30 protein-coding genes and 1 riboswitch are annotated in these 25,831 nt (G+C 55.9%); all 30 genes read right to left on the minus strand.

Annotation, left to right across the window (positions count from 1 at the left end):
- Positions 1–19 precede the first annotated feature (19 nt).
- The gene (locus tag ABC336_RS02265) at positions 20–547 is read right to left on the minus strand and encodes a redoxin domain-containing protein (RefSeq protein ID WP_413237113.1); all 528 of its coding nucleotides are present in this window, start codon (positions 545–547) and stop codon (positions 20–22) included.
- Between the two features lie 78 nt (positions 548–625).
- Positions 626–1,369 carry a pseudouridine synthase gene (locus ABC336_RS02270; RefSeq protein ID WP_413242420.1) on the minus strand — a complete coding sequence of 248 codons (744 nt, stop codon included), beginning with the start codon at positions 1,367–1,369 and terminating at the stop codon, positions 626–628.
- A 71-nt stretch (positions 1,370–1,440) separates the two neighbouring features.
- Positions 1,441–1,974 carry a spore maturation protein gene (locus tag ABC336_RS02275; RefSeq protein ID WP_413237114.1) on the minus strand — a complete coding sequence of 178 codons (534 nt, stop codon included), beginning with the start codon at positions 1,972–1,974 and terminating at the stop codon, positions 1,441–1,443.
- A gap of 24 nt (positions 1,975–1,998) precedes the next feature.
- The gene (locus ABC336_RS02280; RefSeq protein WP_413237115.1) at positions 1,999–2,673 is read right to left on the minus strand and encodes a nucleoside recognition domain-containing protein; all 675 of its coding nucleotides are present in this window, start codon (positions 2,671–2,673) and stop codon (positions 1,999–2,001) included.
- Positions 2,667–3,851, minus strand: coding sequence for a D-alanyl-D-alanine carboxypeptidase family protein (locus ABC336_RS02285; protein ID WP_413242421.1), 1,185 nt, complete (start codon positions 3,849–3,851; stop codon positions 2,667–2,669). Before ABC336_RS02285 ends, ABC336_RS02280 begins: the two co-directional genes overlap by 7 nt.
- A gap of 169 nt (positions 3,852–4,020) precedes the next feature.
- A complete protein-coding gene (gene ytfJ, locus ABC336_RS02290) occupies positions 4,021–4,506 on the minus strand; it encodes a GerW family sporulation protein (protein ID WP_413237116.1) in 486 nt (161 codons plus the stop codon).
- On the minus strand, positions 4,479–5,141 hold the full coding sequence (locus ABC336_RS02295; protein WP_413237117.1) for a DUF2953 domain-containing protein: 663 nt from the start codon (positions 5,139–5,141) through the stop codon (positions 4,479–4,481). Before ABC336_RS02295 ends, ytfJ begins: the two co-directional genes overlap by 28 nt.
- 85 nt (positions 5,142–5,226) lie before the next feature.
- Positions 5,227–5,853, minus strand: coding sequence for an SMC-Scp complex subunit ScpB (gene scpB, locus ABC336_RS02300; protein WP_413237118.1), 627 nt, complete (start codon positions 5,851–5,853; stop codon positions 5,227–5,229).
- Complete coding sequence (locus ABC336_RS02305; protein ID WP_413237119.1) at positions 5,822–6,601, minus strand: segregation and condensation protein A; 780 nt, start codon at positions 6,599–6,601, stop codon at positions 5,822–5,824. The genes scpB and ABC336_RS02305 overlap by 32 nt, the downstream gene beginning before the upstream one ends.
- Positions 6,602–6,622: 21 nt before the next feature.
- Positions 6,623–7,093 carry a 6,7-dimethyl-8-ribityllumazine synthase gene (gene ribH, locus ABC336_RS02310; protein WP_413237120.1) on the minus strand — a complete coding sequence of 157 codons (471 nt, stop codon included), beginning with the start codon at positions 7,091–7,093 and terminating at the stop codon, positions 6,623–6,625.
- A 5-nt stretch (positions 7,094–7,098) separates the two neighbouring features.
- Positions 7,099–8,364, minus strand: coding sequence for a bifunctional 3,4-dihydroxy-2-butanone-4-phosphate synthase/GTP cyclohydrolase II (locus ABC336_RS02315; RefSeq protein WP_413237121.1), 1,266 nt, complete (start codon positions 8,362–8,364; stop codon positions 7,099–7,101).
- A gap of 53 nt (positions 8,365–8,417) precedes the next feature.
- Positions 8,418–9,110, minus strand: a complete 693-nt coding sequence (locus tag ABC336_RS02320) for a riboflavin synthase (RefSeq protein ID WP_413237122.1) — start codon at positions 9,108–9,110, stop codon at positions 8,418–8,420.
- 11 nt (positions 9,111–9,121) lie between these two features.
- On the minus strand, positions 9,122–10,237 hold the full coding sequence (gene ribD / locus ABC336_RS02325; RefSeq protein ID WP_413242422.1) for a bifunctional diaminohydroxyphosphoribosylaminopyrimidine deaminase/5-amino-6-(5-phosphoribosylamino)uracil reductase RibD: 1,116 nt from the start codon (positions 10,235–10,237) through the stop codon (positions 9,122–9,124).
- 137 nt (positions 10,238–10,374) lie between these two features.
- A riboswitch (FMN riboswitch) is annotated at positions 10,375–10,587 on the minus strand.
- 122 nt (positions 10,588–10,709) lie between these two features.
- The gene (locus tag ABC336_RS02330) at positions 10,710–11,141 is read right to left on the minus strand and encodes a peptidylprolyl isomerase (RefSeq protein WP_413237123.1); all 432 of its coding nucleotides are present in this window, start codon (positions 11,139–11,141) and stop codon (positions 10,710–10,712) included.
- A 201-nt stretch (positions 11,142–11,342) separates the two neighbouring features.
- Complete coding sequence (gene lysA, locus ABC336_RS02335) at positions 11,343–12,674, minus strand: diaminopimelate decarboxylase (RefSeq protein ID WP_413237124.1); 1,332 nt, start codon at positions 12,672–12,674, stop codon at positions 11,343–11,345.
- Between the two features lie 137 nt (positions 12,675–12,811).
- Positions 12,812–14,392, minus strand: coding sequence for a spore germination protein (locus tag ABC336_RS02340; protein ID WP_413237125.1), 1,581 nt, complete (start codon positions 14,390–14,392; stop codon positions 12,812–12,814).
- A 40-nt stretch (positions 14,393–14,432) separates the two neighbouring features.
- The gene (locus tag ABC336_RS02345; protein WP_413242423.1) at positions 14,433–14,861 is read right to left on the minus strand and encodes a stage V sporulation protein AB; all 429 of its coding nucleotides are present in this window, start codon (positions 14,859–14,861) and stop codon (positions 14,433–14,435) included.
- Positions 14,854–15,492: a stage V sporulation protein AA gene (locus ABC336_RS02350; protein WP_413237126.1), complete on the minus strand. Its 639-nt coding sequence runs from the start codon at positions 15,490–15,492 to the stop codon at positions 14,854–14,856. The genes ABC336_RS02345 and ABC336_RS02350 overlap by 8 nt, the downstream gene beginning before the upstream one ends.
- Positions 15,493–15,671: 179 nt before the next feature.
- Positions 15,672–16,250, minus strand: coding sequence for a TetR/AcrR family transcriptional regulator (locus tag ABC336_RS02355; RefSeq protein WP_413237127.1), 579 nt, complete (start codon positions 16,248–16,250; stop codon positions 15,672–15,674).
- A gap of 75 nt (positions 16,251–16,325) precedes the next feature.
- The gene (locus ABC336_RS02360; RefSeq protein ID WP_413237128.1) at positions 16,326–17,081 is read right to left on the minus strand and encodes an SDR family oxidoreductase; all 756 of its coding nucleotides are present in this window, start codon (positions 17,079–17,081) and stop codon (positions 16,326–16,328) included.
- Positions 17,082–17,212: 131 nt separating this feature from the next.
- Entirely contained in the window at positions 17,213–17,968 is a 756-nt protein-coding gene (gene sigF / locus ABC336_RS02365; protein ID WP_413237129.1) for an RNA polymerase sporulation sigma factor SigF, read from the minus strand.
- A 21-nt stretch (positions 17,969–17,989) separates the two neighbouring features.
- Complete coding sequence (gene spoIIAB, locus ABC336_RS02370; protein WP_413237130.1) at positions 17,990–18,436, minus strand: anti-sigma F factor; 447 nt, start codon at positions 18,434–18,436, stop codon at positions 17,990–17,992.
- Entirely contained in the window at positions 18,433–18,786 is a 354-nt protein-coding gene (spoIIAA, locus tag ABC336_RS02375; protein WP_413237131.1) for an anti-sigma F factor antagonist, read from the minus strand. Before spoIIAA ends, spoIIAB begins: the two co-directional genes overlap by 4 nt.
- 109 nt (positions 18,787–18,895) lie before the next feature.
- The gene (locus ABC336_RS02380) at positions 18,896–20,071 is read right to left on the minus strand and encodes a D-alanyl-D-alanine carboxypeptidase family protein (RefSeq protein ID WP_413237132.1); all 1,176 of its coding nucleotides are present in this window, start codon (positions 20,069–20,071) and stop codon (positions 18,896–18,898) included.
- Between the two features lie 192 nt (positions 20,072–20,263).
- Positions 20,264–21,103 (minus strand): sugar phosphate isomerase/epimerase family protein, encoded by an 840-nt coding sequence (locus ABC336_RS02385; protein ID WP_413237133.1) that lies wholly within the window; start codon positions 21,101–21,103, stop codon positions 20,264–20,266.
- A 90-nt stretch (positions 21,104–21,193) separates the two neighbouring features.
- Positions 21,194–22,543 carry a pyrimidine-nucleoside phosphorylase gene (locus ABC336_RS02390; RefSeq protein WP_413237134.1) on the minus strand — a complete coding sequence of 450 codons (1,350 nt, stop codon included), beginning with the start codon at positions 22,541–22,543 and terminating at the stop codon, positions 21,194–21,196.
- 13 nt (positions 22,544–22,556) lie between these two features.
- Positions 22,557–22,739: an aspartyl-phosphate phosphatase Spo0E family protein gene (locus ABC336_RS02395; protein ID WP_413237135.1), complete on the minus strand. Its 183-nt coding sequence runs from the start codon at positions 22,737–22,739 to the stop codon at positions 22,557–22,559.
- Positions 22,740–22,858: 119 nt separating this feature from the next.
- Positions 22,859–23,683 carry a purine-nucleoside phosphorylase gene (locus tag ABC336_RS02400; protein WP_413237136.1) on the minus strand — a complete coding sequence of 275 codons (825 nt, stop codon included), beginning with the start codon at positions 23,681–23,683 and terminating at the stop codon, positions 22,859–22,861.
- 23 nt (positions 23,684–23,706) lie between these two features.
- Positions 23,707–24,882, minus strand: a complete 1,176-nt coding sequence (locus ABC336_RS02405) for a phosphopentomutase (protein WP_413237137.1) — start codon at positions 24,880–24,882, stop codon at positions 23,707–23,709.
- Positions 24,879–25,814, minus strand: coding sequence for a site-specific tyrosine recombinase XerD (xerD, locus tag ABC336_RS02410; protein WP_413237138.1), 936 nt, complete (start codon positions 25,812–25,814; stop codon positions 24,879–24,881). Before xerD ends, ABC336_RS02405 begins: the two co-directional genes overlap by 4 nt.
- Positions 25,815–25,831 lie beyond the last annotated feature (17 nt).

Raw genomic sequence — 25,831 nt, forward strand, 5'->3', positions numbered from 1 at the left:
GGGTGGCCTCCTTGTCCCGTTATGTCTGAAGCAGTTTCTCAACCCGCTCATTGATCTGCTCCTCGGTCATGCCGCCGACGAAGACTTCCATAATTTTGCCGTCCGGCTTGACGAAGAACGTCGTCGGGTACGAGCGCAGTCCGTAGAGCCGCTCCGTAGCCCGGTTCTGATCTCTGAGGATCGGGTACTCCAGATCAAACTGTCGAAGGAAGCTTGAGACGACCAGATCAGTCTCGCTGAGATTGATCGCGAGGATCTCGAAGTTGGCGTCCCGCCATTTCTCGTGCTGTTTCTGGAACTCCGGCATTTCTTTCACGCAGGGCGGGCAAAACGTGCCCCAGAAATTGATGACCAACGCCTTGCCTTTGTAATCGGACAAATGATGCACGTTCCCGTCGGCACCAAGCAGGGAGAAACCGGGCGCTTCCACACCTGCCCGCGGAATCGGGTTATCATCTGCAAACAGCGTCTTGCCGATCGCATATCCGCCGATCAGCAAGACGCCTAGAAGTACAACAATTTGAATCTTTTTGCGCGAAGAATTCATCGCTATACACCACCTAGGCTACAATGCATGATAGTTACATTATAGCGAATAACAAGACTTTAAAAACCGGGGCGGGGTTCACTTTTTATGAACATTATGTGACTTGCGGGCCAGACCCAGCAAGTCCTGAACCTCTTTTGGTGACAGATGTCTGAACTTGCCCCGCTGCAGGTTCAGCAGTCCCAGTTCGCCAAAGCGGACACGCTTGAGACGGACCACAGGGTGGCCGATCGCCTCGAACATCCGCCTTACCTGGCGGTTGCGGCCCTCATGGATCGTGATGGTGATCACAGCTTGTTTTTTGTCCTCGTCGATATCCTGATATTCTACCTGGGCAGGGGCAGTCATGCCGTCATCGAGCTTGATGCCTTTGGCCAGCTTGTCCAGCTCAGTCCCGTGCGGAATACCCTTGACCGTGGCAAGATAGGTTTTGGGTACGTGATGCTTGGGATGAGTCAACAGGTTGGCAAATTCGCCATCGTTGGTCAGCAGCAGCAGGCCTTCGGTATCATAATCGAGCCGGCCTACCGGATAGACACGTTCCTTGATTCCCGGCAGGAAATCGCCCACCACCTTGCGCCCTTTCGGGTCGCTCGCGCTCGTGATGACGCCTTTGGGTTTGTTCAGCATCAGATAGAGCTTGCCTTCGCCTTTGACCGGCTTGCCGTTCACCGTAATGCTGTCCTCGGCCGGATCGGCTTTTGCGCCGAGTGTGTTCACGGTTTCTCCGTTTACCTGCACCGCTCCGGAGAGGATCAATTCTTCGCATTTACGCCGGGATGCGATCCCGGCTTGTGCCAATATTTTCTGTAGACGTTCCAAATCTTTCACCTCAATCACATCATACCACAGCTTGGCCAAAGCACAAGCGCGCGGGACGAGCAATGCCCCTGTCAACCAAAGATATACAAACAGATAAATACCGCTGCAATAAAGCCGACTGCATCTGAGAACAAGCCGACCTTGAGCGCATAACGGGTCCTGCGGATGCCGATGGCGCCAAAATAAACTGTCAGTACATACAAGGTTGTATCTGTACTGCCCTGGATCGTCGAGGCAATCCGGCCGATCATCGAGTCTGGGCCGTAACTGTCAATCAGATGCGTCGTATAAGCCAGCGAGCCTGCGCCGGTGAGCGGTCGCAGCATTCCCAGGGGCAGCACTTCCCCCGGGATGCCGATACCCGCTAGCAGCGGCTGCAGCGCTTGCACCATCAGCTCCATGGCTCCGGATGCCCGGAACATCTGGATGGCCACCATCATCCCGACCAGATGCGGGATGATCGCGATCGCCGTGTCAAAGCCTCCCTTGGCCCCGTCGACGAAGGATTCATAGACAGGGACTTTGCGAAAAGCGGCATAAAGCGGAATAAAAACAAGAAGTGCAGGTATAAGCCAGATCGACAGCATCGTGATCAGATCGTACATAGCCAGCCCTCCCCCAGTTCAAGCTCAGGATGCCGCATCCTGCGGGGCGCCTCCCGCAGCTGCAGCATGATGAGCCGCAGCCGCACCCTTGGGTGGTCCTTGGCGCTTGATGTTAGGCGGCTGCTTCGCGCGGCTCCGGTACCAGCGGTCCGCCAGGATCGCCGCAGCCGTTGCAATCGCAGTCGCCATGAGCGTCGTCCCTACAATCTCCGCCGGGTTGGCCGAACCGTAATTCATGCGGATCGCTATCAGCGTGGTCGGCACCAGCGTGATGCTGGACGTATTGAGTGCGAGCAGCGTACACATGGCGGGCGTCGCCGTGTCCTTATCCGGATTCAATTTTTGCAGCTCCTGCATCGCCTTGATCCCCATCGGCGTTGCCGCATTGCCCAGTCCCAGGATGTTGGCGCTCATATTGGTCATAATGTAGCCCAATGCAGGATGTCCCTTGGGCACGTCCGGGAACAGGAAGCGAACCAGCGGACTGAGCAGCTCAGCCAGCTTACGCAGCAGACCGGCATCCTCGCCGATCCTCATGATGCCCATCCAGAACACCAGGACGCTGATCAAGCCAAAACTGACTGTCACTCCTGTCTTGGCCCCCTCGAATGCCGCAGCCGTCACGGCTTCGAGCTTGCCGGTCGCTGCACCAAAGATGACACTGACGGTAATGAGCAGCAGCCAGATCCAGTTTACCATCGTCCTACCTCCGCTCCGAACATAGTGAACAAGACGCGTGTGAGCGTGAAGAAATAGGAAGCTTCCCTGCCGGCCTCGCGTACGGTGGCCTGTGCGGCATCAGAATGATCGTTCGTCCGTCTCATCTCTTCGGACGGCGGCGCATCTCTGAGCGGCACAGCCCCGACCAAACTCTCGTTCAGATAGAATTCGAGTCTGCCTCTCTCCCCGAGCGCGTGGTCGATGGAGGACGGGTCCGTCACGACCAGCTTGCTTGTTATGCTTTCCTGCTCTCCTGCTGCCAGCGGATAACGCAAGCTTCCAGCTGCGAGATACGGAAATCCTGCAATATGTTGATTGCTGTAGGCCAGATCAACCAAAGGATAGCTGGCAAACGCCCAGTCCAGCAGCTTGCGGTGATCGGCCCAGTCGTCACCGTCATTAAGTGTAACAACGGCGATTTGCTGCCCGCCGCGTGTTGCAGAGGATACGAGACAGCGCAGGGCTTGTTTGGTATATCCCGTTTTGACGCCGTCGGCCCCCTCGTACATAGAGAGCATTTTGTTTTTGTTGGTCCATGTATAGTCCCAAGGGTCATGCGGGTTGGGTACCTTCTTCACCCTGGTTTTGACGATATCCTGGAAGCTCGCATTTTTCAGCGCATAAGCCGTCAGCTTGGCCATGTCATTAGCCGAAGAGTAATGCTCCGGGTGATCCAAGCCATGCGGATTCATAAAATGGCTCTGTTCGAGTCCGAGCCACTTCGCTTTCTCATTCATCAGATGGACAAATCCTTCTTCCGATCCGCCAACATGCTGAGCGATCGCTGTCGCTGCATCGTTGCCCGAGCGCAGCATCAATCCGTACAGCATGTGATGAAGACTCATCTCTTCCCCCATCTGGAGATAAATGGAGGATCCTTCTTTGCCGACGGCACCTGTGCCCGCTTTGACGATATCCGTCAGGTTGCCGTGCTCAATCGCCACGATGGCAGTCATTATTTTTGTCAGGGAGGCAATTTTATTGGGCTCGTCTCCCCGCTGCGAGTAGAGGATACGACCCGATTGCACATCAATAACTGCGGCCGCATGGGCATTGGTATAAACCTTTGGTGGTGCACCATGCGCTGGTTGCAGTGCAGGCAGTAACGGCCACGCGGCACCTACGACAACGACGACGAGCAGCAAGCGTTTCAGCATGGATGGCATAGTGATGGATACCCTCGCTTTCTATATGCAGCGTTCCAAGGCTGCACACTCTTGTACATTATATGTACGGGCCTGCCGGATATGTACATTCGTCATAATCGCGCCAAAAGCCGCAGCTCGTTCACTTTCTGAGCTGCGACTAGGCCTAACCGGATGTAGACTAGATCAAATGACCTTTTTCATCGCTGAGATGGACCAGATCCTCCAGATCTTCGATCACTTCATCTTCCCGGGTACGATCGGAACGAAACATCGTCTGGATCTTGTCAATGACCCGCGGTGCAGAATCGATCATACGTTCCATGAGGTGGGTCTGATTGTCGAGCGGTACGACTTTCACGCCTTGGGTGCCGACAACCAGAAAAGCAATTGGGGTAATCGACACCCCGCCGCCGCTGCCGCCGCCAAACGGCTGGCTATTGTCGGACTGGTGCCCCTCATGATTGCCTGCGGCATGATTCTGTGATTTGCTGTACCCAATATCGCTTCCTCCGGCTACGAATCCGAAGCCTACTTTGGATATCGGCATGATCACACTGCCGTCCGGAGTTTGTACAGGACTCCCGACAATCGTATCCACATCAACCATCTCTTTAATATTTTCCATCGCGGTTTGCATTAACCCTTGAATAGGATGTTCTGCCACGTGGTGAAGCCTCCTTTCACCCTTCGTATACGAACCAGCAACTGCAGTCCGGCAATAATAGCATAACCGAAGCGGATTTTTGCTATACAAGACCACTCGGTTGAAAAATGAACATGACTATAAACCGGCGTAACTGTCATCCGCGGCGTCGTTCTTAACTGCATAAACTGAGAACAGACGCCAAGAAGTGTGGTCTGGACTGTCCACACGGTACCGCACGCCATCGCCGTCCACATCGCATCCCCGGTCCCTACCGCTGTCTGCCAGCGCCATTCTAACAGCTTGACACGAAGGAGAACCCTGCCGATCCAGTCAAATAGCCGGTCGGTGCCACGCAGCAGCTGCTCTAGTTGCTCGATCCTGTGCATCACCGAACGGACTCCGATGCGTTGATTTTTTGTCTTGTCTGCCACGGCATGGCTATGTGTTTCGGTCTTGATGTCAAGCGCAGTTCCGCTCACTTTTATGATCGGAACTTCCCATACCGAATTAATCAAGCCGAATAAGCCATGAATATGAAAGGCCAGCTGGTCATCCTCCTGTTTGCGTGTCAGCCTGCCGATGACAACCACATGCGTGGCGCAGACAGCGGCACTAACCAAAAAAAAGAGACCTGCCGCGATCAGCCACCACATCGATCCATCCGGGAACCATCGCATCCTGCGGTTCACTCCGTTTCCTGAAACTGGATAGATGTAGTATTGGCCAATCCGACTAGTCTCATACTTCTTCTGGCTCTGTGCCCTGCGCTGTATATTCGTCCAAAGTCAGTTGTCTTTCATCGAGCTTCTCGAACAAGGCTTGCGTCTGTTCATCGAGCATATCTTCCGTATCTATGGCCGAGGGCTCCGGCAGCGACTCGAGATCAGGCAGGCCGAAATAATCCAGAAAGGCTCGTGTCGTCCCATAGAGAATGGGACGTCCGACCGCCTCGGCGCGCCCCACTTCCTCGATCAGATCCTTGCCGACCAGCGTGTGTAGCGCCCGGTCGGTCTTGACGCCGCGGATCTCCTCGATATCGATACGGGTGATCGGCTGCCTGTACGCAATGATCGACAGCGTCTCCAGAGCCGCTTGAGAGAGACTGGCCCGGCTGGGAGAATGGGCAAGCCTCTCAAAATACACGGCATGATCAGGATTCGTCGTCAAGCGGTATGCGCCAGCCACCTCCGCGATCCGAATCCCCCGTTTGGCTCTGCTCATATCCTTGCGCAATCCGGCCAGCGCCTCCGCGATAAGTTTGCTGTCTTGACCGGTTACTTCGGCCATCTGCTTCGTCGTGATGCCTTCATCGCCGACCATAAAGAGCAAACCCTCAATAATCGACTTCAATGTTGGAAAGTCCACCCTCAGCCGTTTCCCCTCTCCAATGAATCACAATATCATCAAACAATTGATGCTGGAAGCAGTGAACTTGCTTCATCTTCATCAGCTCCAGAATCGCCAGAAACGTAACCACAATCTCATGCCGGTCCAGATCCTTGCGGACTAGTCGCGAGAAGCGTACCATCTGGTGTTCCTTTAGCAGCTCGACGATATCGATAATCCGGTCTTTCACCGAAATCTCATCTCTTCTGACCGTTGCGACCAGCGATCTTCTAGCAGCCCGCTTAAGCGCCTTCTGGAATGCTGCGATCAGATCCGGCACACCCAGACCCTTGACCGGATTCTCTATCGTCTCCGGCAGAAAGGGAGTTAGATCTTCGGGCTCCTTCGTGAAAACAAGGCTGCGTTCATATTCCTTGGCGCGCAGCTCTTCGGCAATCAGCTTGTACTTCCGATACTCTACCAGCTTCTGGATGAGTTCGTCATGCTGATCGAGCCCGTCGTCCATCCACTCATCGTAGATCTCATCGACGATCGGCGGCTTGGGCAGGAGCTGGCGACTCTTGATGGAGAGCAGGGTGGCCGCCATGACGAGAAATTCGCTTGTCACGTCCAGCTCCAGCTCCTGCATCGCCTCCAGATAAGCCACATACTGATCCGCGATGTCGCTGAGCGACACTTCATGGATATCGATCTCGGCCTTGTCGATCAGATGCAAGAGCAGATCCAGCGGCCCTTCAAAGGTTTCCAGCTTATAGAGCATCGTCACCGTAGTGTCCTCCTGCTATCCTCAACCTTGCATTGATTTGGTTAGATTGGCCATCTCTATCGCAGAGGCTGCCGCTTCCCAGCCTTTATTGCCCGCTTTCGTACCCGCACGCTCCACCGCCTGCTCGATCGAGTCAGTCGTCAGCACACCAAAAATCGTCGGCACGCCAGTCTTCAGATTGATCGCTGCTACGCCTTTGGCTGTCTCGCTGCATACATAATCGAAATGCGGCGTCGAGCCGCGGATAACGGTCCCCAGCGTAATCACCGCGTCATACTTGCCGCTCTCTGCCATCTTCTGGGCAATAAGCGGGATCTCGAACGCCCCCGGCACCCAAGCGACTTCAATCTCCTCTTCCGTCGCACCATGGCGCTTCAAGGCGTCAAGCGCACCGCTCAGCAGGCGGCTCGTAATAAATTCGTTGAACCGGCCGACCACGATACCGTATTTTAAACCTTCGGAAACGAGCTGACCTTCATAAATGCGTGTCATATGAATCATCCTTCCTTCTGTTCGATCTCTTGATTAATTTTCAATGCTTTGTCATCATCTTGGTCAAAGCGCAGCATATGACCGAGTCTGGCTTGCTTGGTATGCAAATAGTTCGTATTATCTTCGTTCTCGGGCATCTGCAGCGGTACACGTTCCACAACTTCGATGCCGTAGCCTTCCAGACCTTTGATCTTACGCGGGTTATTCGTCAACAGGCGCATCTTGCTGACCCCCAGATCTTTGAGAATCTGAGCTCCGATGCCGTATTCCCGCAGATCGGGAGCAAAGCCAAGTTTAATATTCGCGTCCACCGTATCCAATCCCTGCTCCTGCAGGGCATATGCCTTCAATTTATTAATCAGGCCGATCCCGCGTCCTTCTTGACGCATGTACAGCAGGACACCGCGCCCGGCTTCATCGATCTGCTGCAGCGCCGCAGCGAGCTGCGGACCGCAATCGCAGCGGTGCGAATGGAACACATCGCCGGTCAAGCATTCGGAATGAACTCTTACCAAGACAGGCTGATTCGGATCAATCTGTCCCTTCACGAGCGCGACATGCTCCTTGCCGTCCACCTCATTGGTATAAGCGACGGCGCGGAACGTACCGAAGTCTGTCGGCATCTTCACCTCGACGATGCGCTCCACCAGTTTTTCCTTTTCATTGCGGTAGTGGATCAGATCCTGGATCGTGATCAGTTTGAGTCCGTGTTTGTCCCGGAACTCGATCAGATCGGGCAGGCGGGCCATCGTCCCGTCTTCCTTGATGATCTCGCAGATAACAGCTGCAGGCTTGGAGCCGCACATCCGAGCCAGATCGATGGCTGCCTCCGTATGACCGGCCCGCCGCAGGACTCCGCCTTTCTTGCCGATCAGCGGGAAGATGTGGCCCGGACGGCGGAAATCCCCAGCCTTGGTCTCCGGGTCGATGAGCCGGCGTACCGTCTCCGCACGTTCTGGCGCAGAGATGCCGGTGGAGGTCGATATATGATCGACGGAGACGGTAAAAGCCGTGCCGTGATAGTCCGTATTGTGCGTCACCATCGGCGGCAGATCGAGCTCCTCCGCCCGCTCCGGAGTAATCGGCACGCAGACGAGTCCGCGCGCTTCCTTGATCATGAAATTAATAAGCTCTGGCGTCGCTTTATCCGCCAGCGCGATCAGATCTCCTTCGTTCTCGCGGTCTTCGTCATCTACGACGATGACCGACTTGCCCAGAATCAAATCATAAATCGCTTCTTCAATGGCGTCAAATGAAATGGCGTCCTGCATCTCGCCTCGCTCCTTCGGCTCTCAAAATAATGTCCCTGCGTCATAATGCCTACTTACAAAAAACCGTTATCGGCCAGGAATGCTGCGGATAGTCCGCCGCGCGCCGGCTGTCTGCCGTTCTGCTCCGCATTCTCCGATCCTGCTGCGGAACGGCTGCCGAAGTGCAGCAGATGATCCATGTACTTGCCCAGCACATCCGTCTCAATGTTGACGGTATCGCCATTCTCCTTGTACTGAAGCGCCGTCTGCATGAGCGTGTGCGGGATAATCGATACGGTCAGATCGTCCTCTCCCGAATCAGCGACAGTCAGGCTGATGCCATCGAGGGTAATCGAGCCTTGAGGGACGACATAACGCATGCATGCTTTCTGGGCCGGAGCGATCCGGTAGATGACGGCATTGGCCTCCTGCTTGCGTTCCGTGATGACCCCCGTTGTATCGACATGTCCCTGCACGATATGGCCTCCAAAACGGCCCCCGGCGAGCATGGCGCGCTCGAGATTGATCGGCTGGCCGCTTCGCATTGCCTTCAGATTGGAATGACGATACGTCTGCGGCGTCACATCAACCGTGAAGCTGTTTCTATCGAAAGACACCACGGTCAGACAGACGCCATTGACGGCGATACTGTCGCCAATCTTCACATCGGTGAGCACAGTGGCTGCATCGATCGTGAGCAGCATCGCTTCTCCCTGCCGGCCGGTATGCCGCAGCCGGCCGATCTCCTCGATCAGACCTGTGAACATCGCTTCCCCTCCTAACGTTTGGTCTGGCCGGGATAGATCGGATATCCGCTCAGGCAGACATCCTCTCCCACGACCTCTACCTGCATCTGACTGATCTGCACGGCGTCCGCCATCCGGTCCCACCCGTTCAAGGCGAAGTTGACCGGTGCCGCCGCACCCCCGATAATCTTCGGTGCATAGAAGAGCATGAGCTTGTCGATCAGCGCTTCCTCCAGCATTGCACCGTTCAGTCGTCCGCCGCCTTCGAGCAGGATCGAGCCGATCTCCAGCTCGCCCAGCCGTTTCATGGCCCTCCTCAGATCAACATGCTTGCCTGCTCCGCTGGCCACGACTTTGGCACCAGCTGCTTCCAAGGCCTTGATCTTGGCAGGGTCGGCACGCTCCGTGGTCAGGATATACGTCCGCGTAGCTCCATCCTGCAACAGCCTTGCGGTTCTGGGGAGTCTCAGAGAAGAATCCGCGACGATGCGGACGGGACTGATCGCCGGTACCGACAACCGCGTCGTGAGCAGCGGATCGTCTGTGAGCGCCGTACCGACACCGACCATGATACCTTCATGCTGATGCCGCAAGGTATGCACCATCTCTCTTGCTTTGGGGCCTGTCACCCATTGACTGTCGCCGCTCTTCGCAGCGATCTTGCCATCCAGAGTACTGGCCGTTTTCAACGTGACGAAGGGCAGCCCTGTTGTGATGTATTTGATAAACGCTTCATTGAGCAGCCTAGCTTCAGCGGCGAGCACCCCTACCTTTACTTCAACTCCGCATTCTCTCAGCCGTGCGATGCCCCTTCCGGCCACCTTCGGATTGGGATCCTCCATCGCCACGACCACTTTTGCCGCCTGGGAAGCGACGATACGCTCCGAGCATGGCGGCGTCTTGCCGTGATAGCTGCACGGCTCCAGGGTTACATAGACGGTGGCCCCCTTCGCTTCGTCCCCAGCCATGTCAAGCGCGTGAACCTCTGCATGACCGGAGCCCCGTTTCAGATGCGTGCCGATACCGATGATCCGGCCCGCTTTGACAACAACGCAGCCGACAACGGGGTTGATCCCGGTCTGGCCCTTGGCTTTGGCCGCAATATCGATCGCCAGCCGCATATAATACTCATCATTAATAATATCGATCAATGCAGACACCCCCGGGGCAGCTGCCTCCGGGGGTGGGTGATATCGGGATACATGATGATGGCAAATTCAAACAAGCTGCAGAATTGTGAAAAAAAGAACAATCGCTGCTAGCCGCAGAATATGAAATCTTCAAGCATCTCCTTCTCCCATCCAGACTGTACTGTCGGTCCCGGAGTTGCACCAGGTCCACCGTTGGTTCTTCCGGTCAACCTCAGATGAGGAATGAACGGTCGATCCACCGGGTCACGGACTGACGAGTGCGGCATTCAGGGGATGACTTACGATATCCCCTGACGCCAGCTCCCGATCACCGCCGGTTAGGAATTTCACCTACCCCGAAGGAAAGCTGCATTACTTTTGTAAGTAATATTATCACTGAATGCTTTAAAAAGCAATGTCCATGTCATATCTCAAGCTCGATTTGTCGTACTAACGAAGCAATCGATGGCTAATTGTCCGAATAACAATGTTACGCTTCGACGATTTCAACTTTCTCCATCTTGTCGCGGCCTTTGAAAGCATCGACATGCTCCATCCCTTTGACTACCTTGCCGAATACGGTATGACCGCCGTCGAGATGCGGCTGCGGCTGGTAGCAAATATAGAACTGGCTGCCTCCGGTGTTCCGTCCGGCATGTGCCATCGCCAGCGTGCCCCGCTCATGCTTGTTCGGGTTAATCTCACAATCGATCTGATAGCCGGGTCCGCCAGCGCCCGTGCCGTCAGGGCAGCCGCCCTGCGCGACGAAGCCCGGGATGACGCGGTGGAAGTTCAAACCGTTATAAAAACCGCTGTTTGCCAGCTTTTCGAAATTGGCTACTGTGTTTGGCGCATCCTTATCGAATAGATCAAGGACGATCTCTGCGCCGTTTTCCATCTTGATTTTTGCCTGCTTTGCCAAGTCACTCACTCCTTAATGTCGTATGTATGGTTACATCTTACTACAATCTTCATGCAATCGCAAAAATCGATCTGAAAAGTTGAAAAAAAAAGCCTTAAGGCACGGATCGACCTTTCCATGCTTCTACAGATCGATTCCGTACCTCTTGGCGATGTCAACTAACTATGCAAACCTTATGCATCTGCCCAAAATGAAATAGGCTTATTTTACTGCCGGAGCCTTCAACAGACGGGCAGGAATAACGTCATTGCCGACGATATCGTCGAGCGATTCGCGCTTGACTGCAAGATCGGCTTGTCCGTCCTTGACGAATACAACCGCCGGTCGGCGGATCCGATTGTAGTTGCTAGCCATTGCATAATTGTATGCGCCCGTGCAGAAGACGGCCAGCAGATCGCCGCTATTGGATTTTGGCAGCTCCAGATCCCAGATCAGCATATCGCCGCTCTCACAACATTTTCCTGCGATCGAGACGGTCTCCTCTGCCGCTTCATTGGCCCGGTTCGCCAGCACCGCTTCGTATTTGGACTCGTACAGTGCCGGACGGGGATTGTCGGTCATCCCGCCATCGACGGCCACATACTTGCGTACGCCGGGGATGTCCTTGTGCGTGCCTACGGTGTAGAGCGTCGTACCGGCGTCGCCAACCATGCTGCGGCCCGGCTCGACCCAGATCTCCGGCAGCGGATGACCGGCTTGCGAGAAGTTGGTTTTGATCGATTCTGTGATCGCCTGGACATATTCGCGCACCTGCAGCGGCGCGTCTTCTTCGGTATAACGGATGCCGAAGCCGCCGCCCAGATTAATGACCTGGAAGGTCAGGCCGAGCTCGTTTTTAATCTTGACTGCGAACTCCGAAACTTTGTCGACTGCCATGCGAAAGCCTTCCACTTCGAAGATCTGCGAGCCGATATGAGAATGCACGCCGAGCACTTCAATGTTGTTCAGCGCGATTCCTTCCTCGATCGCTCGGTATGCGGCACCATTGCCGAGATCAAAGCCGAATTTGGAGTCCTGCTGGCCAGTCGAGATGTAATCGTGCGTGTGCGCTTCGACACCAGGTGTGATCCGGAGCAAAATTTTCACCTTCTTGCCCTTATCGGCAGCCAGGGCGTCGAGAAGATGCAGCTCGGTGAAGTTATCGACGACGAAGCAGCCGATGCCTGCATCCAGCGCCATGTTGATCTCGTCCGGCGTCTTGTTGTTGCCGTGGAAATGGATGCGCTCTGCCGGAAATCCAGCCTTGATGGCTGTATAGAGCTCGCCGTCCGACACGACATCCAGCGACAGTCCCTCTTCCTCGGCAATGACACACATCGCCATCACGCTGAACGCTTTGCTCGCGTAAGCGACCTGAAACTTCAGTCCGGAAGCCCGAAACGCCTCCACATACTCGCGCGCCCGTTGACGGACCAGCGCTTCATCTACAATATAAAGCGGCGTGCCGTAAGTGGCTGCCAGCTCGGTTACATCGTTGCCGCCGATCTCCAGGTGGCCTTTGTCATTGATTTTGCTTGTCCCATGCAAGTACATTGCTTTCCCTCCGCTTTCTGCATGCTGGTAGTGTATGCGGGCGGCCGCTATCGGATCCGCGCCACCATGCCATTTGACATTCAGTATACCGTATTTGCAGCGTCAGCGAAATGGATTTATTCACCGTTCATTTGTATTTATTGCAAGGGTCCCCCGCCTTTGTGCCCGGGCATCTTGTCGATCTGCTGAGGGCGAAGCAGGTTAGGCCTTTTCCTGTTGAACAGCACGGGAACCCGAATCAGGATGTTGAGCATGCCGCGAGCGTCGAATGGAATCAGCGGCCACATATAGGGGTGATTGAAGGAGCGCTCCTTGACCAGAATAATAAAAACTACAGTCGTGGCAATCAAAAAGCCCGGCACCTTAAAGGCGGCGACGATGACAAGCAGCAGCAGCCGGACGATCCGGTTAGCCAACCCGAGCTCATAGCTGGGCGTAGCGAACATGCCGATGGCGGCAATGGCCATATAGATGACAACCTCATTGACGAAAAATCCGCTTTGAACAGCGATGTCGCCGATCAATATGGCGGCGATCAGCGACATCGCCGTCGCAAGCGGCGAAGGTGTATGCACGGAAGCCATCCTCATCAGATCCACCCCCACCTCTGCGATCAGAAACTGTGCCAGCAGCGGCAGCTTGACCATCTCCTGGGGTCCGATAAAAGCTAGGAATGGCGGCCGGAGCTGTGGTTCCAGTACGAATAAAAACCAGAGCGGCAGCAAGAACAGCGACGAGAGGATGCCAAAGTAACGCACCCAGCGCAAATACGTGCCGATAAACGGCGTCTGCCGGTTCTCCTCCGCATGCTGCACCAGATCGAAGAATGTAGTTGGCAGAAGCATAACACTCGGCGTCGTGTCGACAAAAACGGCGATGTTGCCTTCCATAAGCTGCGCGGCCACTACGTCCGGACGTTCCGTATAACGGACCAGCGGATACGGATTCCAGCCGCGTTTCACCGTCGCCTCCTCCAGTTGCTTGTCAGCCAGCGGCAGTCCGTCAAGCTCGACATCGTCGATCTTGCTGCGGATCGAATCGACCAGCTTGGGATCCGCAATATCTTCGATGTAGGCCAGACAAACATCTGTCTGGGTTCGCCGTCCTGTCCGGGTAATGACGTAGCGCAGGCCGGGATCGCGAAGCCGGCGGCGGACCAGTGTAATATTGATCATCAGCGTCTCGACGAAGCCGTCCCGACTGCCCCGGACGACCCGCTCGAGCGTAGGCTCCTCCGGACCTCGGCCCGGAAAGTTTTTGGCATCGATGATCAGCGCCGTCTGCTCTTCTTCGATGAAGAGAGCCGTGTTGCCAGCCATGACCGTATCGACCACGCCGTCGAAGTCATCCTCTGTCTCGACCTGAATCGCCGGCACATAATGATGCAGGAAGCCGTGCACGGCATCCGCAGACACCTCATCATCCTCCAGATATGACAGTCGGGTCAGGACATCGGTCAACACCTCGTCCTTGGCAAAGCCGTTCATGTAGAACAAGAGTGTCCGGCGTCCGCCAAAGGTCATCTCCCTGGCCACAACATCGAAGCTTTTGCCAAGCCCCACTTCATCCTCCAGCATCCGCTTGAAATTCTCCAGCTTGGCAGGGACCCTTCTTTTCTCCTCCTGCTTCTGCGAGGCAGCCGGCTCTTGCGAATGCTCCTCGGTCTGATGCGGAAGCGCAGCAGCTTCCCGGTCCATGTTCATCTGCTCATTATCCATTTGCGCGCACCTCTCCTCTGAAATTCGGTTGTTTTCTTCTTTACCATTGGAAGACCAGCCAGTCGAAGAGCGAGCCCGTAACTTTGCCGAATACCATCGCCATCACGAGCGCGACCATATAATGGCTGAGTTTGAGCCGCTTGGCCAGGATGGGCAGAACATTGAGGACTTCGGTCAGGGCAGCTGCCAGCATGCCGACGAACACGCCGTCAATCAAACCGATACTTGCCAAATGGTATGCCCCCGGAACATGGAGCCGCCATCCGAGAAAGTCGGCGAACGACCAATAGACCGATCCAGCGATAATAGCCGACTCGAACCAGATTGAGCTCTGATAGGCGCGTGCCAGTTGGGCCAATCGAGGGATAAGATCCAGGATCACCAGGAGCGCTACCATGCCGCTGCCCACGGCGATCCCGCCAGCCAAACCGAGGAACAGCAACAACGAATAAGCCAACCCGTCAATCATCATTATCCTCCCCCGCATCTTGCTTTTTGCGCATCTCGTCGGCGATCACGCACGCATTGACATTCTCTTCATACATGTATAGCTCGACTTCGAGCGGATTGGGCTCTTCATTAAACCGCTTGCGGAAGAAGTGGTTGAAGAATAGCGCCATGCCCAGCCCAATACCAAGCGAATACGGAACTTGAAACCAGAGCGGATGCCGGATCTGCTCGCCTGTGATCAGCTCTGACAGGCGGACATGGACTTCCTGCATGCTCACATCGGCATGAAAATTCATGATGGCGAGCCCTGAGCCAAAAAAAAGCAGCAGCCAAGTAAAAACCAAAATCAGCAGCCGCGGCTTATCCGGTTTGTCCTGAATCGTGATGAGCACCTGGGGGTCGCCATAAGGCTCAATCGTCAGGCCCGGCACTTCCGCTCGAATCCGCTGGATGATATGCAGCACGTCGAGAACATAGCGATTGCCGTCTTCGGGTGTATGCTTATAAATCTCGAGAGATGCAAGCTGCCGGGCTAACCGGTTATTGGCCACGATGCGTGCCACCTCACCGAGTTTAACCCCGCTGCCTGGTGTAATCGCGATGCGTTTGCGCAGACGCAGATAGACAGTGCCGCCTCTGTGTTGATCCATGCTGCCCCTCCTTTCCGGCTGCAGCTTACTCTATCGATAGTATGAGATAACCCAGCGGCGGATACTCATGACTGACATGGAAATATTGACCGGAAGCATAATAAATAACCACACAAAGTGTGGCTAGATATCGAAGTTATATAGTTGAAACACGAATGGATCTGTTGTGTACGCCATGCTTATCCGGATAAATTGGAGGTCTTGATCAAATGAGCCGCGATCGTTTTTAATTGGGCTGCTGGACCGTCAAACCCGTAGATTGGGATTGAGGCCATGGCTCCATTAATCAACAGCATCAATCGATCGGCCAACTGCTCATCTTCTATGCCGGCTTGTCGGGTTAGCCGGGTCAAGCGAAGGCGAAGCGCCCGGTTGTACTCCAGCGCAAGGAGATGGACCGGGTGCTCTTGATTGGAGAACTCGGCCAAGGCGTTGAGGAATACACACCCCCGGTGATGATCAGGCTCCAAGATCTCAATAGTCGCCTCGATGAATGCCAGCAGCTGGTCCTGAGGCGCCCCGCTGTGCTTGGACAATACTTCGTCGAACGATTCCCAATTCATATGGTCATAGGCTTCCAAATATGCGATGATCAAATCTTCTTTGGTCGGGAAGTGACGATACAAGGTTGTCTTGGCCACACCGGACTTCTCGACAATGGTATCGACACCAACGGCTCGAATGCCTTCCCGATAAAACAATTCGCAAGCGACAGCAAGCACGCGCTGTCGAGCCGACGTTTTGGCCTGTAGCGCCATTCGTTCCACCACCTCATGAAAAATTTTACGGTTTATCCGCGCTAGAACAATGCCCTCATTCTACTATGGAAGGGTTCAAGCGTCCACTTGGGAGAGACCGCCATCAACTGGGAGTTCGCTTCCCGTAGTGAAGGTAGCATCGAAAGCCAGATACATCGCCGCGGCCGCGATTTCATCAACCGTCCCATGCCTTTTCATCGGAGTAGCCATGTCCCCGGCTTCAACTAAAGCCGCCCGTTCTTCATCCGTTGCCTGCGTAACCCCCATGGTGGGCGTACTAATGAAGCCGGGAGCTATTGCATTGACCCGAATATTTCTGGGGAGCAGCTCGGCGGCGAAACCTTGGGCGAAAGAACGGAGAGCGGCTTTGCTCCCCATATAGACGCTCATCCCCGGCGTGGCCGTTGCCGGTGTGACCGTGGTTAGCACAAAGGCGCCTCCTTCATTCATCAGCGGTGCGAGCTGTTGGATGGTGAAGTACGCGCCTTTGGTATTGGTCTGAAACTGACGATCATACGAATTCTCCGTCACCTGCTCGAAAGATTCAAATTCGGCAACACCTACATTAACGAACACCGCATCGACGGTGCCAAGCTTCTCTTGGACGGTGCTCCTAAGACGTTTGATGTCCTCCATGCGGGTAACATCGCATGCGAGCGCATAAGCATTCATGCCCAGCTCCTGCTGCGCGGCCTCAACATTTGCTTCCTTCCTGCCGGTTACGATCACCTTGGCGCCACCGGAGATCAGATGTTTTGCCATTGCCAGTCCCATTCCGTGCGTTCCCCCTGCTACCACTGCGTTCTTACCCTTGAATCGATTTGGCATCATCGTGGATTCCTCCTGGATAACATTTATTTAGAAAGGTTTTCGTATTGCCCATTCAAACGATACAATACTGTATTGTATCGTGTCAATACATGGTTCATATTTTCCTGCCACAACAAAAAAAAAAGACCGCGCTACTGCGCGATCTGCTCCTTGATGGACTGCAATATTTTTTTCTCCAGCCGCGATACCTGCACCTGCGAGATCCCGAGTCTGGAAGCAACCTCCGATTGGGTCTGATCGCGATAGTACCGCAGGTAGACAATCAGCCGCTCCCGCTCGGACAGGGCTTCGATCGCTTCGCTCAAAGCGAGCTTCTCGAACCACTTGTCCTGCGAGTCGTCGGCAATTTGATCCATCAGCGTAATAGGATCGCCATCGTTCTCGAATACCGTCTCATGGATCGAGGTTGGCGGCTTATTGGCTTCCTGAGCCAGCACCACATCCTCAGGCGAGATCCCGAGCTGCTGCGCCACTTCCTTGATTGTCGGCATCCGGCCCAATTCTCTCGAGAGCTCATCCCGCGTCTTGCGCACCTTATTGGCCAGCTCCTTGAGCGAGCGGCTGACCTTGAGCGTCCCGTCATCGCGCAGGAAGCGCTGGATCTCGCCGATGATCATCGGCACGGCATACGTCGAGAATTTGACATCATATGACAGGTCGAACTTATCTACCGACTTCAGCAGACCGATACAGCCGATCTGGAACAGATCCTCAGGCTCATACCCTCGGTTAATGAACCGCTGCACCACCGACCAGACGAGCCGGATGTTGCAGTTCACCAGCGTATCCCGAGCGCCGCTGTCTCCAGTTTGGCTTAGCGCGATCAGCCGCTTGACTTCGCTGTCATCCAGATAATGCTGCGCCTGCTGCTTCATTTGTGCGTCCATGAGGTCCCAACCCCTATGCGCCTAATTGTACAGCGCCTTTTTCGATTCGATGCGCTTCGCCATAACGATCCGCGTGCCTTGCTCGTGGGCGCTATCCACTTCAAAGCGGTCCATGAAATTCTCCATAATCGTAAAGCCCATCCCCGACCGTTCCAGCTCCGGCTTGGATGTATACAGCGGCTGACGCGCCAGCTCCAGATCCTCGATCCCGCGTCCGCGGTCGGCAATCGTGATCGACACGACGTCCGCTTCGATCGCGGCCTCGATCGTGACGACCCCCGCCGGATCGGCGTCGTAGCCGTGGATAATCGCATTGGTCACCGCTTCGGAGACGACCGTCTTCAGGTCGTTCAGCTCCTCCAACGTCGGATCCAGCTGCGATACGAACGCTGCCACGGCTACCCTGGCAAATGCTTCATTCTCCGAACGCGCAGCAAATGAGAGTGTCATAAAGTTCGAGCCGCTCATGATACGACCTCCAAACTTGTGAGCGCCATTCGCTCATTATCGTGAATCGTCAATATTTTGAACAATCCAGACAGCTCCAGCAGTCGGTACACACTTTTGCTGACGTCGCATACGACCATCTTGCCGCCTTTGCTTTTGAGCAGCTTGTAGCGGCCCAGGATGACGCCCAAGCCGGAGCTGTCCATAAAGCTCAGCTCCTTCAGACTGAGGATGACGTGATCACTGTTACCGCGCAGAATCGCCTCTTCCATCCGATGGCGCACAGTATCTGCCGTATGATGATCCAGTTCGCCGCGCAGACGGACGATCAGCACATTACGGTGATGTTCCAGTTCCATTTGAAGACTCATTGATCGGTTCACTCCTCCCTGTGATAGAGAGGGATTCCACACGCTGCCGATACATTCCTGCCCGCCGACAAAACTAGAAGCAGGCCGCTAGAGAGCGACAAAAACCGCATCAGTCGAATAGCTCGCTGGTCACACGCTTCAGCATCGTCCACCAGCCTGCCCGATCTACCGACTCCGGCGCCGTGACCTCGAACTCGCCAAGGATCTTGTCCTTCTGGAAGACGATCAGCTTGCCGATCGGCTGGTTCGCTTTAACTGGCGCTTGGAGCGGTCCTTCAAGTCTCAGCTCGTGACGGATCTCATCCTGAGGCGTTCCTTTTTTCAGAAGCACACTGTATTGATGCTTGGCCACAATCGGCAGTTCAGCCACCTCGCCTTTATGCACCTTCATTTGACCTATGGTATCCCCGGTCTTGAAAATCGGATGGTTGGTATACTGGGCAAACGCATAATCCATCATCTGTGACACCTCGTTGTTGCGCGTTTTCGTATTGGGCTCTCCCATGACCACGGCTACCACCCGCAGATTGTCCCGCTTGGCCGTTGCGGTCAGGCAGAACTTTGCCTCAGTCGTATAGCCTGTCTTGAGGCCGTCGGCGCCGCTGTAGAAGCGCACGAGCTTGTTGGTATTGACGAGCCAGAACGGCTTATCTGATGTCTTGCGCAGATGATCCTGGTATAGACCGGTATATTTCGTGATTTCTTCGTGCTTGAGCAGCTCGCGGGACATGATGGCGATATCATGCGCAGAGGAATAGTGATTCTCGGCAGGCAGGCCATTGCAATTGACGAAATGGGTGTTCTTGAGTCCCAGCTCCGCCGCCCGCTCATTCATCCGCTTGACGAATGCCTCTTCCGTCCCGGCCAGCTTCTCCGCCATCGCTACGGAGGCGTCGTTGCCGGAGGCAAGTGCGATCCCCTTGAGCATCTCCTCGACTGTCATCTCTTCTCCTGGTTCCAGGAAGATCTGCGAGCCTCCCATCGAAGCGGCATATTCGCTTGCCTGGACCTTGTCAGTCAGCTTGATCGTGCCTTCATCGAGCGCCTCGACGATCAACAGCATCGTCATGACCTTGGTGATGCTGGCAGGCGGCAGCTTGGCATGACTGTTTTTCTCGAAGATGATCGTCCCGCTGTCGGCATCGATGAGGATCGCGGAGAGAGCCGACGGTGCGAGCGAGGTCGGCATCGCCTCCGGTTTTTCTTCCGCGTTAGCGGCCGTAGCGGCCAACAAGGCGATAATTACGGTTAGGAGCAATCCTTTGTAACCTGTCGACTTCAACATAAACGGTTCCCTCCTGGTATCGGAGCAGGTGCATGGTCTATGCAGACTCACACAGACGCAGACCGGCTGCATTTATCCTTACCAGTCTTGACCGAACCTGAGCATAATATTCCAACTCCTCCCAAAACAAAAAAACCAACCGCTCGCACTGCCTGCATCATCAGGCATAGGAGAAGTTGGTCGGTCAACACGTCAGAGAGAAATCGACAAATCATTCGCAGTCTGCCTCACATAATCAGCAGCTTGCTTGTAATCCTCCGGAGTGGAAAGATGTTCCAAGATTAGCGGCAGATCCGGAGCCAGCTTGTCCAGCTCGGTTAGCAATGTCCGATAGTCCAGAGCCCCGGTGCCGGGAATGACTTCTTCCAGATGCACGGTCAGGCGATCAGAAAGACGGATGTCCTTGGCATGGCAGTTCTTGATATGCGGACCCAGCTTGCGGACAAAATCCCGAATCAGCTCTCCGTTGGCGTAATACAGCCTGGGACTGGTGATCATATTGACAGGATCAAAGTGCACCGCAAAGGATGCACGGTCTATCGCCTGGATCAGGGACAGATAGCTGTCTGCGCTGTCCGGTACGATCCAGGGCATCGTCTCCAGCGTAAAGAAAGTATGGCGGGGGTTGACCTGGTCAATAATGAGCCGCACCGTGTCGACGATCAACGCAAAGGTATCGTCGCTGAAGTTGTCCGGGTGAGGGCCATCCCACTTACTGGCCCTTGAGCCGGCGATATTGACGCAGCAGCGGGCGCCGATGCGGTCGGCCAGCTCAAGCTGCCGGATGCAATAGTCGATCGCCTGTGTGCGTGTCGCCTCGTCGGGACTGATCGGATTGCTCCATGCCCCCACTTCGGCGATGACCAGACCGGCGCCGCCAGCCGCCTCCCGGTATGCCGCTACCTCATGATCGTCGGCGCGATTGCCCACCGGACAGACGGCTGCCCGGTAGCCGGCCGCTTGCAGCGCTTCAACCCACCGCCCAGGTTCGAGATCTTGCTTGTCTAGGAATACGGGTCCTGCCAATCTCATGTTCATCTCTCCCTTTGGCATGCCCTGCCAGCAGCTGCGACTACAGGGCGCAGGCCGGCCGGCACAGCAGCATGAATAGCTGACGCACGGTCACTTGCCAGCTTCCTTCGCGAGTCTGCGGGTTCCCTCAGAAGTCACGACAGAGAGCAGCAGCGGACGCATCTCTGGCGGCTCGATACCAATCCGGTAGGACGTCGAGACCAGCTCAGCTGCCTCGGCGACTGCGGATCCGGTGCTATTGTGACAAAGCACTGCCAGAGGTTCTCCTGCCGCTACCGCATCGCCGACCTTTTTGACCATCACTACACCGGCTGCCGGGTCAATCGCATCATCCTTGGTCGCCCTCCCGGCTCCCAGCCGCATAGCCGCTGCTCCCAGCTGTTCAGCGTCGATCGATTGGATGATGCCTGCGGCAGCAGCTCTCACCTCTGTCCGGGAAGCAGCTTGAGGCAGGATAGCTGCGGGCGTATCGGCTACCCCCGGATCGCCGCCCTGCGCTGCCACGAAATCGCGGAACTTGCCGAGTGCTTGTCCGTCATGCAACAGGCCCTCCAGCAGTGCCCTGCCCACTGCCAACGTATCGGCCTTGCCGCCAAGCACGACCATCTGCGCCCCCAGCTCCAGACAAAGGGCGGTCAGATCCTCCGGTCCTTCTCCGCGCAGTGTTGATATTGCCTCTTCGACCTCCAGCGCATTGCCGATCGCGTAGCCCAGCGGCTGATCCATATCGCTGATGAGCGCCGAGGTGCTGCGCCCGACCTGCTTACCGATCGCGACCATTGCCTCGGCCAGCTCTTCGGCAGCAGCCACCGTTTTCATGAAAGCGCCGCTGCCGACTTTGACATCCAGCACGATTCGGTCCGCTCCAGCGGCGATTTTCTTGCTCATGATCGAACTTGCAATGAGCGGTATCGAATCGACGGTAGCCGTCACATCCCGCAGCGCATACAGCTGTTTGTCGGCAGGCGTCATATTGCCGCTCTGGCCGATGACAGCAAGCCCAATTTGCCGGACCTGCGCCAGAAAGGCCTCCCGGTCCAACTCGGTCTTGAAGCCTGGAATCGACTCCAGCTTGTCAATCGTCCCGCCTGTATGCCCAAGCCCCCGTCCCGACATTTTGGCTACCGGTACGCCGGCAGCCGCTACGAGAGGAGCGATGATCAACGTCGTTTTATCACCCACGCCGCCGGTACTGTGTTTGTCGACTTTCAGACCGGGGATGCTGCTGAGATCGAGCTGATCGCCTGATCGGGCCATCAGTTCGGTCAGGATGGCCGTCTCCTCGGGTGTCTGACCTTGGAAATAGACGGCCATCGCCCATGCGGCAGCCTGATAGTCAGGAATATCTCCATTGCAGTAGCCTTCCACCAAGTGTGTCAGCTCGGCGGCTGTCAGCTCGCCGCCGTTTCTCTTCTTACGGATCAAATCCACAGTCCGCATGCCAGATGTCCTCCTACCATGATGGTTTTTGGCGCTTGCTGGCAGCCAGTTTCTCCGCCTGCACCTTCACGATCAGCCGGTCCAAAGACTGGCTGAGACTTAGCACATCACGGTGCTGCAGCGTCTGCTTGCCTAGCGCCGTATCAATCATTTGCTTGCGCAGACTTTCCATTTGCTTCATCCATTGCTTGTCCATCAGCTCGACTCACTCCATGTTTTATTCGGTCACACCATGGAACATTATACGAGTATCTCCGGACAAAAAATGTCACAATGCGTCGAGGTGATTGTTACAGTTATGTAACAACATCCGCATCAGATCTGCGGAATGACGGCCAGCACCAGACCCAGGAACCGGCTCTTCACCCGCTCGGTCGTCTCCATGACTTCGGTGTGGGAGAGCGGCTGATCCAAAATGCCTGCCGCCATATTGCTGATGCATGAGATGCCCAGTACTTCCATGCCGCTATGACGAGCCGCGATGACCTCCGCCACCGTAGACATGCCGACTGCGTCAGCGCCCAGCGTCCGGAGCATGCGGATCTCCGCCGGCGTCTCATAGGACGGACCCAGGAGCCCCGCATAAACCCCGGTTCGCAGCTCAAAGCCCTGAGCCGCCGCTTGTTCGATGGCGATCCGGCGCAGCCGCTTGCTGTAGGCCTCCGACATATCCGGGAAGCGCGGCCCCAGTTCATTGTCGTTGGCGCCGATCAGCGGGTTGCGTCCGGTCAGATTGATATGATCTGTAATCAGCATCAGGTCGCCTGAGCCAAAATCAGTGTCGATGCCGCCGGCGGCATTGGTGACGACGACGGCCGTTGCGCCAAGGGCTTTCATCACTCGCACCGGAAAGGCGGTCAACTCCGGTCCGTAACCTTCGTACATATGGAAGCGCCCGCGCATCAATACGACTGCCCTGCCCGCAAGGGAGCCGATCAAAAGTTCGCCGGCATGTCCTTCCACGGTCGAGATCGGAAAATGCGGGATGTCATGATAAGAAATAACGGTCACATCAGTCATATGGTCGCCGAGCACGCCAAGTCCCGACCCCATAATCAGACCAACCTCCGGCCGGATGCTCGTCTGGGATCGGATGTATTCGACAGCTTCATTAATGTGGCTAACAGTTAGTTGATTCACGTTGATTCCTCCGATTCTAAAGATCATTGCAGTTCATTCAGAAAACTGGTGCCCCTGCCCGTACCGGCGACACCGAAATTATGAGCAATCGTTGCCGCTACATCGGCAAAGGTGGTGCGTGTGCCAAGCGCACCCGGTCGTTTCAAGGCGGGGCTGTAGGCGAGCAGCGGTACATATTCGCGGGTATGGTCCGTACCGGTATGGGTCGGATCATTGCCATGGTCGGCCGTAATGATCAGCAGATCGTCCTTGTCTGTCGCAGCAGCCAGATCCGGCAATGTCCGGTCGAACGCGGCCAGCGCCTCTGCATATCCGACAGGATCGCGCCTGTGGCCGTATAGCGAGTCAAAATCGACCAGGTTGGTGAACAGCAGGCCTCGAAACGGTTCGCCCAGCGCTTGCAGCGTCTTGACCATCCCGTCCTCATTGCTCTTCGTCGGCATCGAACGGGTAATCCCCTGACCGCTGAATATATCATGGATCTTGCCGACGGACCATACGTCATACCCCGCCCCCGACAATGCGTCCAGAATCGTCGGCTCCGGCGGCGATACCGCATAGTCATGTCGACCAGAGCTCCGCACGAATGCACCCGGGGCGCCGACAAAAGGTCTGGCAATGACCCGACCGACGGCAAACCTCGGGTCCATCGTCAGCTCACGGGCAATCTCGCAGCCCCGATATAGCTCCTCGAGCGGGATCACGTCCTCGTGGGCTGCGATCTGCAGCACGCTGTCAGCAGACGTATATACGATCCATGCCCCTGTCGATAGCTGCTCGGTGCCGAGCTCTTCAAGAATCTCGGTGCCGCTGGCAGGCTTGTTGCCGAGTACAGGGCGGCCGGTCAGCTCCGCGAAGCGGACGATCAGTTCCTCCGGAAAGCCGCCAGGGAATGTCTGAAACGGTACGTCAATCCGCAGTCCGGCCAGCTCCCAATGACCCGTCATCGTATCCTTGCCCACCGATGCCTCAGCCATCTTGCCGTATGCGGCACGCGGCTCGCCAGCTCCCTGCCAGTCATGGATCGGCGCGATATGCGCGAGCCCCCACTCCCGGAGCCGGGGCAGATCGAAGCCGGGCACGCTGGCCGCGATCGAGCCCAGCGTATGCGTCCCCTCATCTCCGAAGTCGGCGCTGTCGGGCATCGCACCGATGCCGACGCTGTCCAGTACAATGACCGCGATACGTTTGAATCTCATGGCTGTTCTCCCTCCTCCCGGGCAGCTCCGGCCGCTGGCAGCGCGGCGCGGGGATGGGCCCGGTCATATACATCCTTCATACGGACTTTCCCAGGGGCCATATACATCTGGGTGGTCGACAGGTCGGCATGACCGAGCATCTCCTGAACAGATCTCAGGTCAGCACCGCCTTCCAGCAGATGGGCAGCAAAGGCATGCCGCAGCGAATGCGGCGTAATCTTGGCCGAGATGCCTGCAGCCTGAGCATACTTTTTGATCAGCTTCCAGAAGCCTTGTCTGGTGATCCGCGCGCCCTGCTGGTTCAGGAAGAGCGCGGCATGTCCCTGATCGGGTCGCAGCAGCTTCTCCCGGCCGTGCTCTACATACCGGAGCAAGGCAGCCAGCGCACTCTCGCCGATCGGGATGATGCGCTCATTGCCGTTGCTGCCGATGCAGCGGATGAATCGCAGCTCCGCATGCACGTGCTCCAGGTCCAGCATGATCAGCTCGGTCACCCGCATCCCAGTGGCGTAGAGCAACTCCAGCATCGCCGCATCTCTGCAGCCTGCCGCGCTCGCCGGATCGGGTGCTTCCAGCAGCTGCCGCACTTCGTCGACGGACAGAAAGCGAGGCATTTTTTTCTCTTGCTTCGGCGTCTCCAGATAGATTGACGGATCCTGGGCGAGCCGGCCGCTGCGAATAAGATAATGGAAGAACGCTCTCAGCGAGACGATCGTCCGGGTGATGGTCGCACTCGCCCGCCCTTTCTGCCGGAGCAGCAGCATATAACGGGCGATATGATGACGAGTGATTGCCGGGACGTCTGGCGCGCCTTCCGCTGCCGCAAAAGCCAAAAAAGCCGTTACATCCCGTGTATAAGCGTCCAGCGTATTCGAGCTCAGATTGCGCTCGTCCGCCAAATGTTCGACAAATGACTGTACTTCGGATTCCACATAACCGTTCCTTTCAC

Source organism: Paenibacillus jepli (genome assembly GCF_047238105.1).
Classification (GTDB): Bacteria; Bacillota; Bacilli; order Paenibacillales; family Paenibacillaceae; genus Paenibacillus_D.